The sequence below is a fragment of the Micromonospora endolithica genome (genome assembly GCF_003626595.1).
Lineage (GTDB): Bacteria > Actinomycetota > Actinomycetes > Mycobacteriales > Micromonosporaceae > Micromonospora > Micromonospora endolithica.
In genome coordinates, this window is the sequence record NZ_RBAK01000014.1 from 122,895 (window position 1) to 139,432 (window position 16,538).

General features: G+C 72.5%; 13 protein-coding genes and 1 pseudogene. 3 read left to right on the forward strand and 11 right to left on the reverse strand.

The window, feature by feature from the left end:
* Positions 1 to 157: 157 nt before the first annotated feature.
* Positions 158 to 634 (reverse strand): winged helix-turn-helix transcriptional regulator, encoded by a 477-nt coding sequence (locus D7223_RS27150; RefSeq protein WP_120731462.1) that lies wholly within the window; start codon positions 632 to 634, stop codon positions 158 to 160.
* 54 nt (positions 635 to 688) lie between these two features.
* Between D7223_RS27150 and D7223_RS27155 the strand changes: the two genes are divergently transcribed.
* Positions 689 to 1,204: a PaaI family thioesterase gene (locus tag D7223_RS27155; RefSeq protein ID WP_120731464.1), complete on the forward strand. Its 516-nt coding sequence runs from the start codon at positions 689 to 691 to the stop codon at positions 1,202 to 1,204.
* 217 nt (positions 1,205 to 1,421) lie between these two features.
* Here the strand turns inward: D7223_RS27155 and D7223_RS27160 are convergent, their stop codons facing one another.
* From D7223_RS27160 to D7223_RS27170, 3 genes are all read right to left on the reverse strand, one after another.
* Positions 1,422 to 2,357, reverse strand: coding sequence for an acyl-ACP desaturase (locus D7223_RS27160; RefSeq protein ID WP_120731466.1), 936 nt, complete (start codon positions 2,355 to 2,357; stop codon positions 1,422 to 1,424).
* An 88-nt stretch (positions 2,358 to 2,445) separates the two neighbouring features.
* Positions 2,446 to 3,771 carry a histidine--tRNA ligase gene (gene hisS, locus D7223_RS27165; RefSeq protein ID WP_120731468.1) on the reverse strand — a complete coding sequence of 442 codons (1,326 nt, stop codon included), beginning with the start codon at positions 3,769 to 3,771 and terminating at the stop codon, positions 2,446 to 2,448.
* A gap of 56 nt (positions 3,772 to 3,827) precedes the next feature.
* Positions 3,828 to 4,541, reverse strand: a complete 714-nt coding sequence (locus D7223_RS27170) for an MBL fold metallo-hydrolase (protein ID WP_120731470.1) — start codon at positions 4,539 to 4,541, stop codon at positions 3,828 to 3,830.
* 260 nt (positions 4,542 to 4,801) lie between these two features.
* On the opposite strand from D7223_RS27170, the gene D7223_RS27175 reads away from it, so the two are divergent.
* Entirely contained in the window at positions 4,802 to 5,683 is an 882-nt protein-coding gene (locus D7223_RS27175) for a peptidylprolyl isomerase (RefSeq protein WP_120731472.1), read from the forward strand.
* Positions 5,684 to 5,819: 136 nt separating this feature from the next.
* On the forward strand, positions 5,820 to 6,656 hold the full coding sequence (locus tag D7223_RS27180; protein WP_120731473.1) for a peptidylprolyl isomerase: 837 nt from the start codon (positions 5,820 to 5,822) through the stop codon (positions 6,654 to 6,656).
* A gap of 66 nt (positions 6,657 to 6,722) precedes the next feature.
* Here D7223_RS27180 and D7223_RS27185 read toward each other — a convergent pair whose 3' ends face one another.
* The 7 genes and pseudogenes from D7223_RS27185 to yajC all read right to left on the reverse strand — a co-directional run bounded on the left by D7223_RS27185 (position 6,723) and on the right by yajC (position 16,514).
* Complete coding sequence (locus tag D7223_RS27185) at positions 6,723 to 8,348, reverse strand: ABC transporter permease (protein ID WP_120731475.1); 1,626 nt, start codon at positions 8,346 to 8,348, stop codon at positions 6,723 to 6,725.
* On the reverse strand, positions 8,345 to 9,262 hold the full coding sequence (locus tag D7223_RS27190) for an ABC transporter ATP-binding protein (RefSeq protein ID WP_238162249.1): 918 nt from the start codon (positions 9,260 to 9,262) through the stop codon (positions 8,345 to 8,347). The genes D7223_RS27185 and D7223_RS27190 overlap by 4 nt, the downstream gene beginning before the upstream one ends.
* A 141-nt stretch (positions 9,263 to 9,403) precedes the next feature.
* Positions 9,404 to 11,683, reverse strand: a pseudogene (locus tag D7223_RS27195) (RelA/SpoT family protein); the annotation flags it as partial.
* A gap of 448 nt (positions 11,684 to 12,131) precedes the next feature.
* Entirely contained in the window at positions 12,132 to 12,698 is a 567-nt protein-coding gene (locus D7223_RS27200; RefSeq protein ID WP_120731479.1) for an adenine phosphoribosyltransferase, read from the reverse strand.
* A 99-nt stretch (positions 12,699 to 12,797) separates the two neighbouring features.
* Positions 12,798 to 14,000 carry a protein translocase subunit SecF gene (secF, locus tag D7223_RS27205; protein ID WP_120731481.1) on the reverse strand — a complete coding sequence of 401 codons (1,203 nt, stop codon included), beginning with the start codon at positions 13,998 to 14,000 and terminating at the stop codon, positions 12,798 to 12,800.
* A gap of 1 nt (position 14,001) precedes the next feature.
* Positions 14,002 to 15,927 (reverse strand): protein translocase subunit SecD, encoded by a 1,926-nt coding sequence (secD, locus tag D7223_RS27210; RefSeq protein ID WP_120731483.1) that lies wholly within the window; start codon positions 15,925 to 15,927, stop codon positions 14,002 to 14,004.
* A gap of 248 nt (positions 15,928 to 16,175) precedes the next feature.
* On the reverse strand, positions 16,176 to 16,514 hold the full coding sequence (yajC, locus tag D7223_RS27215; protein WP_120731583.1) for a preprotein translocase subunit YajC: 339 nt from the start codon (positions 16,512 to 16,514) through the stop codon (positions 16,176 to 16,178).
* Positions 16,515 to 16,538: the final 24 nt, after the last annotated feature.

The window sequence follows — 16,538 nt, forward strand, 5'->3', positions numbered from 1 at the left end:
CATCCATGCAACACTGTGGATACATGAGCCGACGCCCACCGTCACAACGCAGGGTGACATTACATGGACAGTCTTCGATGCATTGCGCCGTGGTGCGGCGGACGCGCCCCGCCGGGATCGGCGGTCCGCCGGAGGCGTACGCCCCGGGGGTGGTGGGTCAGTCGGCCCGGCGGCGCGCGCCCGGACCCGGCCGCGGCAGCACGTCGCGCGGGTCGGCGACCTCGTGCCCGCCGGCGCAGCGCAACTCGGCGCGAACCTCGGCCCCGCAGTCGCGGTGGGTGACGGTGAGCGGCGAGCCCTCCGGATCGGCGAGGTGGCGGTCACCCCAGCCGAGCACGGCGACCAGCACCGGCCAGAGGTCGAGGCCCTTGGCGGTCAGCCGGTACTCGTGCCGGACGCGACTGCCCGGCTCCCGGTACGGCTCGCGGCGCAGCACCCCCTGCTCGACGAGGCCGGCCAGCCGGTTGGTGAGCACCTGCCGGGGAATGCCGGTGCGGACCCGCATGTCGTCGAAGCGGCGGACGCCGCTGAAGACCTCGCGCAGCACCACCAGGGTCCACCTCTCGCCGAGAACCTCCATCGCGCGCGCGATCGTGCAGTTCTCGATCGACCAGTCCAGTGCCGCGGGCCTCATCCCGCCAGGCTAGGTCTTATTGACAGACTCAGCAACGCCGTGCAGGCTGAGTCCATGACACAGACGCAGGATCCGGCGCGCAGCCGCACCTTCTCCTGGTCGGATCCCGGCATCAACGCCGCCCACCTGGGACGCCGTAACGGGCTGGACCTGATGCGGGCGATGATCGCCGGCGAGTTGGCCGCACCGCCGATCATGCACCTGGTGGACATCGCGCGGATGGAGGCCGACGAGGGCCGTGTCGCCGTCGAACTGGTGCCCCAGGAGTTCCACTACAACCCGCTCGGCACCGTCCACGGCGGTGTCCTCTCCACCCTGCTGGACACCGCCGCCGCCTGCGCGGTGCACACCACCCTGCCGGCCGGCGTCGGCTACACCTCGCTGGACCTCAACGTGAAGTTCCTGCGTCCGGTCACCGTGGAATCCGGCGTGCTGCGCTGCGAGGGCACCGTGCTGCAACGGGGCCGACGCACCGCGCTGGCCGAGGCCCGCCTCACCGACACGAAGAACCGGCTGGTCGCTCACGCCACCAGCACCTGCCTGCTCTTCCCGCTGGAATCCCCCGCCTAGCCCCGGCCCACCCCCACCCTCGCGATCCTGCGGTTCCGGTCGCCGATTCGCACCGCGTGCGGCGTCCGTCGGGACGGAAAGCGCACGATCGATCGCGGGGCCGGGGGCGGAACGGGGGGCCGGGAGGGGTGGGGTGGGGGTTGAGCCGCCCCGGGTGCGGTCGGCGTCAGAGAGAGCCAGCGGCGGCCGCGCCCGGGGTGCCCCGGACAGCCGCGGGTCAGGCCCGGGTGGCCAGGCGGGCGGCCCGGGCGTCGCGCTTCTCCTCGAACCGGGAGGCGTGCCGCTCCAGGTCGTCGAGGTGCCCGGCGATCTCGTCGCGGGCGGCCTCGCCGTCGCCGTCCAGCCCGGTCACGGTGAACACGTCCCACTGCCGCAGCACTGGCACCACCACCTCGTCGCGGTGCTGGCGAAGGTCGTAGATGCCGGCCAGGGCGATCGCCACGGACTTGCGGGCGAAACCGTCGATGCCGGCGCCGGGCATCTGGAAGTCGGCGAGCACGTCGGCGACCGCGCGCATCGCCTGGCTCGGCGCCAGGTCGAACGCGGCGGCGAGCAGGTTGCGGTAGAACACCATGTGCAGGTTCTCGTCGGCCGCGACCCGGGCGAGCAGCGCCTCGCAGGCCGGATCGCCGGTGACCCGGCCGGTGTTGCGGTGCGAGATGCGGGTGGCCAGCTCCTGGAACGAGACGTACGCCAGGGAGTGCAGCACCTCGTCGTCGTGGACGTTCTGGTAGCCGGCCGACATGTGGGTCATCCGGGCCCGCTCCAGCGCCACCGGGTCCACCGCCCGGGTCACCGTCAGGTAGTCGCGGATCGCCGTGCCGTGCCGGCCCTCCTCGGCGGTCCACCGGTGCACCCAGGTCCCCCAGGCGCCGTCCCGGCCGAAGAGGGTCGCGATCTCGTGGTGGTACGAGGGCAGGTTGTCCTCGGTGAGCAGGTTGACGATCAGCGCGGTGCGGGCCACCTCGGGCACGGTCGAGTCCTGCGGGGACCACGGCTGCCCGCCGAGCGGCCCGTCGAAGGTGCGTCCCTCGCTCCACGGCACGTACTCGTGCGGGAACCACTCCTTCGCCACGGACAGGTGCCGGTCGAGGTTCTTCGCCACGACCGGTTCGAGTTCGGTCAGCAGCGCGGTCTGGCTCAGTGCGGTCACGACGATCTCCCTACGGTGGCGTAACTTACGCCACCGTAGGTCCGATCGCCCGTACGCGCCAGTAGCGTCCCGCCGCGGCGTGCCGGCGTCAGCTCACCAGCGGCTTCAGGTCGGCGCGCGGCGGGGTCCACTCCCCCGCCGCGGCGGCGACCTGCTCACCGGAGCGGATGTCCTTCACCTGGTCACCGTCGGCGCCCGGGAACCAGACGTACGGGATGCCGCGTCGCTCGGCGTAGCGGATCTGCTTGCCGAACTTGGCCGCGCTCGGCGACACCTCGGTGGGCACGCCCCTCGACCGCAGGGCGTCGGCGACGGCGTTGCTGGCCGCCCGCTCCTCGGAGTTGGTGACCGCGACCAGGACGCAGGTCGGCACGTCCCGGGACACCGACAGCGCGCCGGCGCCGAAGAGCAGGCCGAGCAGCCGGGTCACCCCGATCGAGATGCCCACCCCGGGGAAGCGGACGGAACCGGAGCTGGCCAGGTCGTCGTACCGGCCGCCGGAGCAGATCGAGCCGAACCGCTCGTAGCCGGCAAGCTGCGTCTCGTACACCGTGCCGGTGTAGTAGTCCAGGCCGCGCGCGATGCGCAGGTCCGCCACGCACAGCCCCGGCGAGTGCGCGGCGGCGGCGTCCATCACCCGGACCAGTTCCTCGACGCCCTCGTCGAGCATCGGGTCGGTCACCCCGAGGGCACGGACCGCGTCGGCGAACGACGCGTCCGGCGCGGAGATCTCGGCCAGCGCCAGGCACGCCTTCGCCTGCGCCTCGCTCGCGCCGGCCGTCTCGGCGAGCAGCTCGGCGACCTTCGCCGGCCCGATCTTGTCCAGCTTGTCCACCGCGCGCAGCGCCGCCGCCGGGTCGGTCAGGCCGATCCCCCGGTAGAAGCCCTCGCAGATCTTGCGGTTGTTGAGCTGGATCGTCACCGGCGGGATCGGCAGCGACCGCAGCGCGTCGCCGATCACCAGCGGCATCTCCGCCTCGTAGTGCGCGGGCAGGGTGTCCCGGTCGACGATGTCGATGTCGGCCTGGACGAACTCCCGGTAACGGCCCTCCTGCGGACGCTCGCCCCGCCACACCTTCTGGATCTGGTAGCGCCGGAACGGGAACTGGAGCTTCCCGGCGTTCTCCAGCACGTACCGGGCGAACGGCACGGTCAGGTCGAAGTGCAGGCCGAGCTGGTCGTCACCGGCCGGGGAGGTGTCCGGGTCGGCCTGCAACCGGCGGATCAGGTAGACCTCCTTCGAGGTCTCCCCCTTGCGCAGCAGCTGGTCCAACGGCTCCACCGCGCGGGTCTCCAGCGGGGCGAAGCCGTACAGCTCGAAGGTGCCGCGGATCCGGTCCAGCACGTACTGCTCGATCATCCGCTGCGCGGGCGTCCACTCCGGGAAGCCGGAGATGGGCGTGGGCTTGCTCATGGCGTACTCCTTGGGCACCGCGCGGGGCCGCGCGGGGAGGTCGTGGTGCGGCCGGTCTACAGGCCGCGGGTGGGTGCCGCCGGTCGCGCGCCGTCCGCCACCTCGACGAGGTAAGGGTTCGTCGCGCGCTCGCGGCCGATGGTGGTCGCGAGGCCGTGGCCGGGCAGGACGACGGTGTCGTCGGCGAGCGGAAGGATCTTGTCCCGCAGGCTGGTCAGCATCATCGGAAGGCTGCCGCCCGGCAGGTCGGTGCGCCCGATGGAACCGGCGAAGAGCACGTCACCGGAGAGGCAGAGCTGCTCCGCGTCCCACGACGAGCCCTCGGCCGGCAGCCGGAACAGCACCGACCCGCCGGTATGGCCCGGTGCGTGGTCGACGGTGATCTCCAACCCGGCGAGCCGCAGGGTGGCGCCGTCGGTCAGCTCGGCGACGTCGTCGGGCTCGGTGTAGGGCAGCCGACCGCCGAACAGCGCGGTGAGGTCCGCCGACAGCCCCTTGGCCGGGTCGGCCAGCATCTCCCGGTCGCCGGGGTGCACGTACGCGGTGATGCCCCGGGCGCCGCAGACCGGCGCGACCGAGAACGTGTGGTCGAGGTGGCCGTGCGTGAGCAGCACGGCGGCCGGGTGCAGCCGGTGCTCGGCCAGCAGCGCGTCCAGCCGGTCGAGCACCCCGATGCCGGGGTCGACCACCACGCACTGCTCCCCCGGCGCGGCGGCGACCACGTAGCAGTTGGTGCCGAAGACGTCCGCGGGAAAGCCGGCCACGAGCACGTCCGCTCCCCTTCCGTCGAGGTCCGCGTCCCTGCCCGAGAGCCTAACCGGCGGCGCGAGGCGCTTTCGGCGACCCCGTCGCACCCGGACCGGGCAAAGGACAGTGACACGCTCCGATAGCCGCAGCCCGGACCTCGTACACCACATCCACAGGCCGTGGTCGTACACTCTGGCGGGCGTGTGGCGTGGCGCACCTGCCAGTTGCGCGGGCGCGCGGCGCCCGACCGCCACGGACCAGCGTAGAGGAAAGGGGAGCACCGGTGGCTTCCAGCAGGGACCGGCAGCGCAAACTCGCGCGGGCCAAGCTCGACCGGCAGCTCGTCCGGCGGGCCGCCGCGGCCAAGCGCCGCCGGCAGATCCAGGCCGGTGTCGGCGCGGCGGTCGTCCTCGCGCTCGTCGTGGTCGGTTCGGCCTGGGCGCTGGGTGCGTTCGACTCCGAGCCGGAGCAGAACACCGCCGACGAGGTCTGCCTCTGGACCCCGCAGGACGCCACCGCGAACACCAACCTCCGCGACGTCGGGATGCCGGCCACCACCGGCCTGCCCACCGAGGGCACCCGGACGATGACCGTCGTCACCAACCAGGGCGAGCCGATCGTCGCCGAGCTGGACCTGGCGTCCGCGCCGTGCGGCGCGGCGAGCATTGGGCACCTGGCCAGCCGGTCGTTCTACGACAACACCAAGTGCCACGAGATCACCACCGAGGGCGCGATCCGCTGCGGCGACCCCAGCGGCACCGGCCTGGGCGGACCGACCTACTCGTTCTACGACGAGAACGTGCCCGAGCCGGCCCCGTCGGCGAGCCCGGCACCCGGGGCTCCCCCGACGTACCCGAAGGGCACGGTGGCGATGGTCTCCACCCCGCCGGGCGCCAGCGGCAGCCAGTTCCTGGTCTTCTTCAAGGACTTCACCACCGCCGACCCGAAGTACTCGGTCATCGGGCGGGTCACCGGCGGGCTGGCCACGGTCGAGAAGATCGGGGCCCTGCCGACCGTGGACAATGGCAGCGGCGCCAAGGTCAAGCCCAAGGACGACGACGTGGTCGTGCAGAGCCTGACCGTCACCGAACCGGCCGCCGCGCCCACGCCGACTCCCGCGCCGTCGGCGTCGGGCACCCCGGCGGCCAGCCCGAGCGCCGGCTGACCGGACGCTCCACCCCGTCGTGCGCGGCACCGGCCGCGAGAAGCCGCGGCACCCACCCCGCCCGAGAGGTCGCGGCGCCGAGGCGCCCGAGAAGCTGCGGCGCTGAAGCGCCCGAGAAGCCCAGGAGGATCCAGGCGTGACGTCCGACAGAGAGCGGCAGCGCGCGGCGGCCCGCGCCCGGCTCGAGAAGGAGATGGCCGAGCGGTCCGCCAAGGCCCGCAAGCGACGGCAGACCCAGGCGATCATCGGGGCCGCGGCGGTCCTGGTGCTCGTGGTCGCCGGTACCGTCTGGCTGGTGTCCGCGCTCGGCGACGACGAGCCGACCGACACCGCCGGGGCTCCACAGGGTGCGGCCCAGTGCGCGTTCACCGAGGTCCCCGCCGACCAGCGGCCCCCGCAGATCAAGGATGTCGGGCTGCCGAAGAACCAGCAGCCGAACAGCGGCACCCAGACGCTGACCATCGACACCAACCTGGGGCCGATCACCGCCAAGGTCGACCGGTCCAAGGTGCCGTGCACCGCGGCCAGCTTCACGCACCTGGCGGAGAAGAACTTCTTCGACAACAGCAAGTGCCACCGGCTCGTCACCGAGGGCATCAAGGTGCTCCAGTGCGGCGACCCGAGCGCGACCGGCAAGGGGTGGCGGGAGACCGACGGCACCGGCGGCCCGAGCTACCGGCTGACCGAGGAGAACCTCCCCACCGACCAGCGTCCCCCGTACCCGGAGGGCGTGATCGCGATGGCCAACTCGGGCCAGCCGGGCAGCACCGGCAGCCAGTTCTTCATCGTCTACGGTGACTCGCCGCTGGACCCGAACTACACCGTCCTGGGCACCGTGACCGGCGGCATGGACATCGTGAAGCAGGTCGCCGCGGCCGGCGACGACAAGGCCTTCGCACAGCAGGCCGGTGGTGGTCACCCGAAGAAGGAGGTCGTCATCGAGGACCTCACCATGAGCCCGCCGCAGGGCTGACCCGCACCCGTACGACGACGCGCCCGCCGGGTTCCGGCGGGCGCGTCGTCGTGCTGGCCGGTGCGGTCAGCCGGCGAGGTCGCGCCGCCGGTAGCGGGCCACGCCGGCCACCCCGACGAGCACCGCCAGGACGGTCATGACCACGCAGGCGGGGATGTTCGGGTCGACGTCCGGTACCGCGGCGAGATGCCGGAAGGGCGAGAGTCCACCCACCCAGGGCGGCGCGCCGGTGCTGTCCGCGACCACCTGGAGCAGGAAACCGCCCGCGCCGGGCAGCACACCGACCGCCAGCACCGCACGGGGGGTCCATCCCAGGGCGAGGATCCCCGCGCCCAGGCAGAGCACCACGATCGGCGCGACGTTCCCGGTGCCGGCCAGGGCCGCGGTCAGCGGGAGGTCCGCGTCGACGATGGCGGCACCGCACCAGGTGGCGACACCGGCGACGGCGAGGAGCACCGCCACGCCGGCGAGGGTGGCGGCGACCTCGGCGCCGACCAACCGGACCCGGGTGACCGGCTGGGCGTGCAGCGCGGTCAATCGGCGGTCGTTCTCGGCCGCCGCGAACGCCGCCACGCGCAGCGCGGCGAAGGCGCCGACCGGCACCGCGAGCAACGCGAACAACGCCGCCGCGTAACCCCGGACGCTGCCGAGACCCGCGAAGCCGGCATCGGCGGCGAGCGTGGCGAAGCGCGGATTGTCGGCCAGGAAGGCGGTCATCTCGGTGGCGAGCACGCCGATCAGCAAGAAGTACGCGGCGACGCCGGCCGACCAGCCGGCGAGGGGACGCAGCAGCCGTCGTACCGCGAAGGCCTCGACCGAGCCGAGCAGCCATCGTCGTGGCCGTCGCCCGGCGGACGCCACCAGCAGCCCGCCGTGCGCGTCCCGCCGGCCGGCGAGAGCCGACGCGGCGGCGGCCACCGCGACCACCGCCACGGCCAGCACCGCCAGCGGCGCCGGCCAGTCGTCGTGGTAGGGCCGGCTCAGGGCGAGCAGACCGTACGGCGACAACCACCGCAACCATCCCAGGGCGGGCACCCCGTCACCGACCATCCGGGCCAGCAGGGCGAGGCCGAGCACCGCCGTGGCGGCGCCACTGGCGCCGGACCGGGTGGGGAACACCTGGGCGGCGAGGGTCGCCACCGCCACGGCGAACATGCCGGCCAGAGCGATGCCGGCGCCGTGCAGGACCGCACCGACCGGCGGCGTGCCGGCGGCGAGGAGCGCCCCGGTCACCCCGGTCGCGACGACCGCCATGGCGGCCAGCAGGACGGCGAGGTGCCGGCGGACCACGGCCGGGAGTCCGAGCGGGCCGGCGAGCACGAGGTCCCACCGGCCCCCCTCCTCCTCGCCACGGGTGATCCGGGTGGCCGCGAGCAGACCCCACACCGACACCAGGACGGCGAGCACGGTGCCGGTCCGCCAGACGGCGAAGCCGCCCGGGGTGTCCAGGGCGACCGGCTCACCGAACAGGGTCCGGACCGCCGGGTTCTCGGCCAGGGCGGCCAGCGCGGCGGCGTCCAGGGCGTCCGAGACGGTGCGCTGGTAGGTGACCGCGACCAGGGCGGACATGCCGCTCGCCACGGCGAGCACGATCAACGCGCCGCGACGGACCTGACGCAGGGCGAGCCGGCCCACCGCGTGCCCGGCCTCGCGGGCGTGGTTCACCACCGGAGTCGCGTACCCGGGGGTCACCGGTCGGCCTGACCGTAGTAGTCGAGGAAGATCTCCTCCAGCGTGGGCTCCCGCACGGTCAGAGCGGTGACCTCGGCCGCCGCCAGGGCCCGCAGGGCCGGCCCGGGCGGCCCGGTGAAGGTGAACCGCAGCATGGATTCACCCTCGCGCGCGACGTCCTCGACCCCGGCGACGCCGCCGAGGTCGGGCCCGTCTCCGGTGTGGCGCACCAGCACCTCGGCGCGGTGCAGCCGGCGCAGGTCGGGCACCGTGGCGACGTCGACCAGCCGGCCGGCGCGCAGGATTGCCACCCGGTCACACACGGCCTCCACCTCGGCGAGTTGGTGGGAGGAGAGGAAGACGGTGCGTCCGTCGTCGCGGGCCTCGGCGACCGCGCGACGGAACTCGCGTTCCATCAGCGGGTCCAGCCCACTGGTGGGCTCGTCGAGCACGAGCAGCGGGGCCCGGGTGGCGAAGGCCGCGACCAGCGCCACCTTCTGCCGGTTGCCGGTGGAGTACGCCCGGCCCGGCTTGGACAGGTCGAGGTCGAACCGCCGGACGAGTTCGTCGCGGTAGGCGCGGTCGACGCCGGGGCCGGTGGCGGCGAGCAGGTCGAGGGTCTCCGCGCCGGTCAGGTGCGGCCAGAGCGCCACGTCCGCGGGCACGTACGCCAGCAGCCGGTGGGCCCGCGCCACATCGCCGGCGTCGGTGTCGAAGATCCGCGCCCGGCCCGCCGTCGGGCGGGCCATCCCGAGCAGCAACCGGATGGTGGTGGACTTGCCGGCCCCGTTGGGCCCGAGGAAACCGAAGACCTCACCAGCGGTGACGGTGAGGTCCAGGTCGTCGAGGGCGAGCAGTCGCCCGTAGCGCTTGCTGAGGTGTTCGGTGCGGATCGCGGGTGGCTGCACGGTGGCCTCCGGGGCGGCGTCGGTCAAGGACCGCCGACCAGGCTTCCCGGCACACCGTGCACAACGTACTAGGTGGGGGCAAGGGCCACCAGCCCGTCGCCGCCACCGTGATCGCGGCGGTCGACCGGGCTCGCCCGGGCCGCCGGTGCGCGGCCCGGGGTCGGTCGGTCAGGCGCCGGAGGTGACCCGGTAGGCGTCGAAGACGCCGTCGACCTTGCGGACGGTGGCCAGCAGGTGCCCCAGGTGTTTCGGGTCGGCCATCTCGAAGCTGAACCGGCTCACCGCCACCCGGTCCCGGGTGGTGGTGACGGTGGCGGACAGGATGTTGACCCGCTCCTCGGAGAGCACCCGGGTGACGTCGGCCAGCAGCTTGTGCCGGTCCAGGGCCTCGACCTGGATGGCGACCAGGAACGTGGAGGCCGAGGTCAGTTTCCAGCTCACCTCCACCACCCGCTCGTCCTGGGCGCGCAGGTCCTCGGCGTTGGCGCAGTCGTCGCGGTGCACGCTCACCCCGCCGGAGCGGGTGACGAACCCGAACACCGAGTCCGGTGGGACCGGGGTGCAGCACCGGGCCAGCTTGATCCAGACGTCACTGACGCCCCGGACCACCACGCCCGGATCGGCGCTGCTCTGCCGGCTGCGCGGCGGCCGGGTGGCCACGGCGGTCTCGGCGATGTCCTCCGCCGCGCCCTCCTCGCCGCCGTAGGTGGCCATCAGCTTCTGCACCACCGACTGCGCGGAGACCTGACTGTCGCCGACCGCCGCGTAGAGCGACGCCACGTCGGCCAGGTGCAGGTCGCGGGCGATGGCCATCAGGTTGTCCGAGGTCAGCATCCGCTGCAACGGCATGCCCTGCTTGCGCATCGCCTTGACGATCGCGTCCTTGCCCTCCTCGATCGCCTCCTCGCGGCGCTCCTTGTTGAAGTACTGCCGGATCTTCGTCCGCGCCCGCGGGCTCTTGACGAAACCCAGCCAGTCCTGCGTCGGGCCGGCCGTCTCGGACTTCGAGGTGAAGATCTCGATCACGTCGCCGTTGGACAGCGTGGACTCCAGCGGCACCAGCTTGCCGTTGACCCGCGCCCCGATGCACTTGTGCCCGACCTCGGTGTGCACCGCGTACGCGAAGTCCACCGGCGTCGACCCGGTCGGCAGCGGGATGACGTCACCCTTGGGGGTGAAGACGTACACCTCCTGGCTGGACAGGTCGAAGCGCAGCGCGTCGAGGAACTCGCTCGGGTCGGCCGCCTCCCGCTGCCAGTCCAGCAGCTGCCGCAGCCAGGTCATCTCGTCGATGTGCGCGGGCGGGCCGACGATCTGGGTGCCCTTGTGCTCCTTGTACTTCCAGTGCGCGGCGATGCCGAACTCGGCGGTCCGGTGCATCGCGTAGGTGCGGATCTGCATCTCCACCGGCTTGCCGGTGGGCCCGATGACCGTCGTGTGCAACGACTGGTACATGTTGAACTTGGGCATCGCGATGTAGTCCTTGAACCGGCCCGGCACCGGCTGCCAGTTGGCATGGATCACGCCCAGCGCCGCGTAGCAGTCGCGCACCGTGTCGACCAGGATCCGCACACCCACCAGGTCGTAGATGTCGTTGAAGTCGCGGCCCCGCACGATCATCTTCTGGTAGATCGAGTAGAGGTGCTTCGGCCGGCCGGTCGTCTCCGCCTTGATCTTGGCGGCCTTGAGGTCCGTCTGCACCTTCTGGGTCACCTGGCGCAGCAGCGCCTCGCGCTGCGGCTGGTGCTCCCCGATCAGCCGGTTGATCTCCTCGTAGCGCTTCGGGAACAGCGTGCCGAAGGCGAGGTCCTCCAACTCCCACTTGATCGTGTTCATGCCCAGCCGGTGGGCCAGCGGGGCCAGGATCTCCAGCGTCTCCTTCGCCTTCTGCTCCTGCTTCGGGCGGGGCAGGAAGGTGAGGGTGCGCATGTTGTGCAGCCGGTCGGCCAGCTTGATCACCAGGACCCGGGGGTCCTTGGCCATCGCCACGACCATCTTGCGGATCGTCTCGGCCTTCGCCGCGTCACCCAGCTTGACCTTGTCCAGCTTCGTCACGCCGTCGACCAGCAGGGCGACCTCGCCACCGAAGTCGGCGCGCATCTGGTCCAGCGAGTATTCGGTGTCCTCGATGGTGTCGTGCAGCAGCGCGGCGACCAGCGTGGTGGTGTCCATGCCCAGGTTGCCCAGGATGGTGGCCACCGCGAGCGGGTGGGTGATGTAGGGGTCGCCGGACTTGCGGTACTGCCCGGAGTGCCAGCGGGCCGCCGTGTCGAAGGCCCGCTGGAGCAGCCGCGCGTCGGCCTTGGGGTGGGCGTCCCGGTGGGTCGAGATCAGGGGTTCGAGGACCTCACTGACCTGCGACGTCTGCCAGGGGGCGTTGAACCGCGCCAGCCGCGCCCGGACCCGACGGCCGGTGGGCGCGTTGGACAGCGCGAACCCACCGCTCGGCGACGGGTCGATGGAGAGGTCGCCGGACACCTCGTCGGCACCGTCCGGAACGCCGCCGACCGTGCGGGTGACGCTGGGCGCCACACCACCGGGCTCGCCGGAGCCGTTGCCGGCCACCGTCGCCCGGCCGGCCGCGTCCACGTTCCGATCGGTCGCCGAGCCGTCCGCGTCGCCTGTCGGGTACACCGTGCCCTTGCCCTCCACCGGAGGGACGACATCGTGGGACACCGGCCTCCTCACCGATCGCCGGGTGGCGCCGGCCGTGCGGCCGACGCTGCTGTACAACCGGCCGCCGGGCCGGCGTGTTCCGCGCCGGCCCCCGGACCGGGTCCTTCCGCGCCGCCGGGAGGTCACCCACCCGGTCAGCAAAGGGCAATGCTACCCGTACGCACGGTGCCCCGCCGCTCCGCCGGACGGCCCGCACCGCCTCCGCCCGACGGTCCCGGGGTCAAACGGTCAGCAGGGCATGCACCGGACGCGGCGCCAGCCGCGCCCGGCCGCCGAGGAAGCCCAACTCCATCAGCACGGTGAATCCGGCCACGGTGCCGCCCGCCCGCTCGACCAGATCCAGCGTCGCCTCGGCGGTGCCGCCGGTGGCCAGCACGTCGTCCACCACCAGCACCCGGTGCCCGGCGGTGAACGCGTCCTGGTGCACCTCCAGGGTCGCCTCGCCGTACTCCAGGGCGTAGGAGGCCGAGTACGCCGCCCGGGGCAGCTTCCCGGCCTTGCGCACCGGCACCACGCCCAACCCCGTCGCGTACGCGATGGCGGCGGCGAGGACGAACCCACGGGCCTCGATGCCGACCACCGTGTCGAACGAGTCACGCCCGTGGTACCCGATGATCCCGTCGATCACCTCGCGGAACACCGGCCCGTCGGCGAACAGCGGCATCAGGTCCTTGAACAGCACGCCGGGCTTGGGGAAGTCGGGCACGTCCAGCACCCGGCTGGCCACCAGTCGCGCGACCTCGGGGCCGCTGTCCCCGCGTACTCCGGTGCTGTGGGTCTCCGTCACGGCAGTTCCGCATCCCTTCCACGACGACGGCGTCCTTCATGCTGCTCGCACAGCATGAAGGACGCCGTTCGCTCGGTTCCTACCGGGTCGCCCGGGTGGTCAGCGCCGCTTGGCGCCGCCCGGACGGTTGCCGCTGCCACCGGCCGGCCGCCCGCCCCGGGCCCCGGAGGACCGCTTGGCGGCGGGTCGGGCACCCACCTTGGGCGCGGCTCCGGCGAGCGCGGCGGGCTCCGCGTCCACCGGCTCGGCCTCGGTCTCCCCGGTGGCCGCCCGCGCGGCCGGCCGGCCGGGCGTCTCGCCCCGGGCGATGGCGCTGCGCCGCGCCGCGATCCGCTTGCGGTGCGCCTGGATCCGCGGGTCGCGGTTCTTCATCATCACCAGCAGCGGGGTGGCCAGCAGGATCGAGGTCAGGAAGGCCACCGCCATGCCGACGAAGAGCACCAGACCGAGGTCCTTGAGGGTGCCCGCGCCGAGCAGGAAGGCGCCGATGAACAGGATCGAGCCGACCGGGAGCAGCGCGACGACCGAGGTGTTGAACGACCGCATCAGGCTCTGGTTCAGCGCCAGGTTCGCGGCCTCGCCGTACGTCTGGTTGTTGTTGGCGGTGATCCCCCGGGTGTTCTCCTGCACCTTGTCGAAGACCACCACCACGTCGTAGAGCGCGAAGCCCAGGATGGTGAGGAATCCGATCACGGTCGACGGGGTGACCTCCAGCCCGACCGCCGAGTAGATGCCGGCGGTGAGGACCAGGTTCATCAGCAGCGACGCGATGGCCGCGACGGCCATCTGCCACTCGAACCGCAGCACCAGGTAGATCGACACGACGGCCAGGAAGATGACCAGGCCGAGCAGCGCCCGGGACGTCACCTGGTCGCCCCATGCCTTGCTGACCCGGTCACCGGAGATCTGGTCGACGTTGATCCCGAACGACTGGGCCAGCGCGGTGCGCGCGGCCGTGTCCTGCTCCGGGCCGAGCTGGGTGGTCTTCAGCTCGTAGAACTCTTCACCGGTGCCGCCGCCGCCGACCTGCTGGGCGGTGACCACCCTGGCCTCGTCGCCCTGCTCGGCGAGGATCGTGTCGGTTCGGGACTCAACCTCCTCCAGGGTGCCGACGCTGGCCGGCACCCGCAGCACGTTGCCGCCGGCGAACTCGATGCCGGGGTTGAACCCTCGGATCAGGAAGCTCGCCAGGGCCAGCAGGACCAGCACCCCGGCCACGGTGAACCACAGCTTCCGCCGGCCGACGACGTCCAGACCGGCCTCGCCCCGGTAGAGGCGGCTAGCCAGACCACTTCCAGCCATCTCAGGCCTCCTTGACGCGCGGGTTGCGGGGCTTCGCCGGTTCGACGCCACGAGGCGGCAGGACCCGGCCCAGGCCGCTGACCCGGGGGGACAGGAACGCCCGGGTGCGGGCGAACATGGTCATGATCGGGTGCCGGAACAGGAACACCACGACCAGGTCGAGCACGGTCGCCAGGCCGAGCGCGAAGGCGAAGCCCTTCACCGTGCCGACCGAGACGATGTAGAGCACCACCGCCGACATGATGGTGATGGCGTTGGCCGAGATGATCGTCCGACGGGCCCGGATCCAGGCGCGGGAGACCGCGCTGCGCGGGCTGCGCCCCTCCTGGATCTCGTCCTTGAGCCGTTCGAAGTAGATGACGAACGAGTCCGCCGCCACACCGAGCGACACGATCATGCCGGCGATCCCGGCGAGGGTCAGGGTGAAGCCGATCTGCCGGCCGAGGAAGACCAGCGCGCCGAACACCAGCAGCGCCGACAGGATCAGGCTGAAGAAGATCACCGAGCCCAGCAGCCGGTAGTAGAAGAAGGAGTAGATGATGACCAGCAGCATGCCGATGCCGGCGGCGATCAGACCGGCCCGCAGGTGGCTGGCGCCCAGGCTGGCGGTGACGTTCTGCGACTCGGCCGGTTCGAAGGTCAGCGGCAGCGCGCCGAACCGGAGCTGGCCGGCGAGCTTGCTGGCCTCGGCGTTGGTGAAGTTGCCGGTGATCTGCGAGTTGCCGGTCAGCACGCCCTGGATCTCCGGCGCGGAGACGATCTCGTTGTCCAGCACGACGGCGACCAGGCACTTGCCGGTGTCGCCGAGCGCCGCGGCGTCACACGCCTGACCCTCGTTGTTGAACGCCTCGCGGGTCAGGCCGGTCCACTTCTCCTGGCCGGAGCCGGAGAAGTCGAGGCTGACCACCCACTGGTTGGTCTGGTCGAGCACCGCGTTGGCGTCGTCCACGTCGGTGCCGAGCACCTTCGCCTGGTCGAGCAGGTATTTCCCGGCGCCGCCCTGGCAGGCGACGACCTGCTGGTCCTCCGCGGAGATCGACGCCGGCGGCCGGTCGTCGAGCTGGGCGCAGGTGATCTGCGGGACGTTGAACTGCATCTGCGCCGGCAGCACCGCGACCTCACGGCCGGTGAGCCCGGCGAACGGCTTCAGCTTCTCGGCCAGCGACGGGTCGGCGGTCAGGTCGGCCGGGGCCTGCAGGGCGGTGGCGGCGGCCCAGGCGGCCGGGCCGACCTTGGCCTCGACCGCCTTGCGCTGCTCCTCGATGCCCGCCGTCACCGGCGGGGCGCTGGCGCTCGGCGTGGGCGCCGCGGCGGACGAAGACGCCGACGGCGAGGCACTGGGGCTGGGCGACGCGGGCGCCGCGCCGCCCTGACCGCCGGCCGGCGACGCGGTCGCGGCGACGCTGCTGCTGACCCTCGGCGACGGGGTCGCGCCGGCCGACGGCGTCGCGCCACCGGACGGCGCCGGGGAGGCACTGCCGGAGGGCGCCGGGGAGGCCGGCGGCGGGTTCGCCGCGGCACCGCTGCCGTCAGCGATCTTGAGGACCTTGCGGAACCGCAGCTCGGCGGCCTCGCCGACCTCGCTGATGTCGCGGTTCTCGCCGGGCAGGGAGACGACGATGTTCCGGTCGCCCTCGGTGACCACCTCGGCCTCGGCCACGCCGAAGGCGTTGACCCGGCTCTCGATGATCCGGCGGGCCTCCTCAAGGTTCTCGGAGTTCGGGGCCCGGCCGTCGACGGTGTTGGTCGCCTCCAGCGTGAGCCGCGTGCCGCCGACCAGGTCGAGGCCGAGGCGCGGCTCCAGCCGGTCCTTCCAGCCACCGCTGGCGCCGCCCGCGAAGAACACCAAAAGGTATAGGACGACGAAGACGGCCCCGAGTACGGCCAACTGCCGTCCGGGGCGCATCTGTCCCTGAGGTGGTGCCACGGCTGTCCTGTCTCCCTGTACGGTCGCGCCGCTACCACAGCGGCGAGGTCGGACGGTCCCCCGGCCGACGGTTTACCAGACCCGACGGCGCGGGCGGGCACCGCCAGCAGCGCCGGCGCACGGGGCGTCGACGGTCGTGCCGGCGTGCCGACGCCCGGCGTCGGCACTACTATCCAGTTTTGCGGGCGCGTCCGCTGCCCCGGCGGTCGATCCGGCCGGATCCCGGGGGACCGGTCACGATCGGCGGGTCACTCCTTGACGGTGTCCGCGTCCTCGGTGACCGGGTCCTCGACCCGCTCGGCCCGGGTGACGACGCGGGCGATGGCGGGACGGGCGTAGCGGGTCTGCACGCCGGGGGCCACCTCGAGCATGACCGTGTCGTCGTCGACCTCGGTCACCGTGCCGTAGAGCCCGCCGATGGTGACGACCTCGTCGCCAGCGCCGAGGGCGGACTGCATCGCCTCGGCCTCCCGACGCCGCTTCTGCTGGGGGCGGATCATCATGAAATACATGACGCCGAAGAGCAGCGCGATCATGAGGATGGGCGTGAAACCGCCGGCCCCGCCAGCATTTTGTGCGTAATGCACGATGTTGACCTTCCCATTGGCCTC

What these genes read in the sequence shown, in the direction of transcription:
- secF (WP_120731481.1), bottom strand. Translation starts at nt 14,000, where the DNA reads ATGGCTGGAAGTGGTCTGGCTAGCCGCCTCTACCGGGGCGAGGCCGGT.
- hisS (WP_120731468.1), bottom strand. Translation starts at nt 3,771, where the DNA reads ATGAGCAAGCCCACGCCCATCTCCGGCTTCCCGGAGTGGACGCCCGCG.
- D7223_RS27155 (WP_120731464.1), top strand. Translation starts at nt 689, where the DNA reads ATGACACAGACGCAGGATCCGGCGCGCAGCCGCACCTTCTCCTGGTCG.
- D7223_RS27150 (WP_120731462.1), bottom strand. Translation starts at nt 634, where the DNA reads ATGAGGCCCGCGGCACTGGACTGGTCGATCGAGAACTGCACGATCGCG.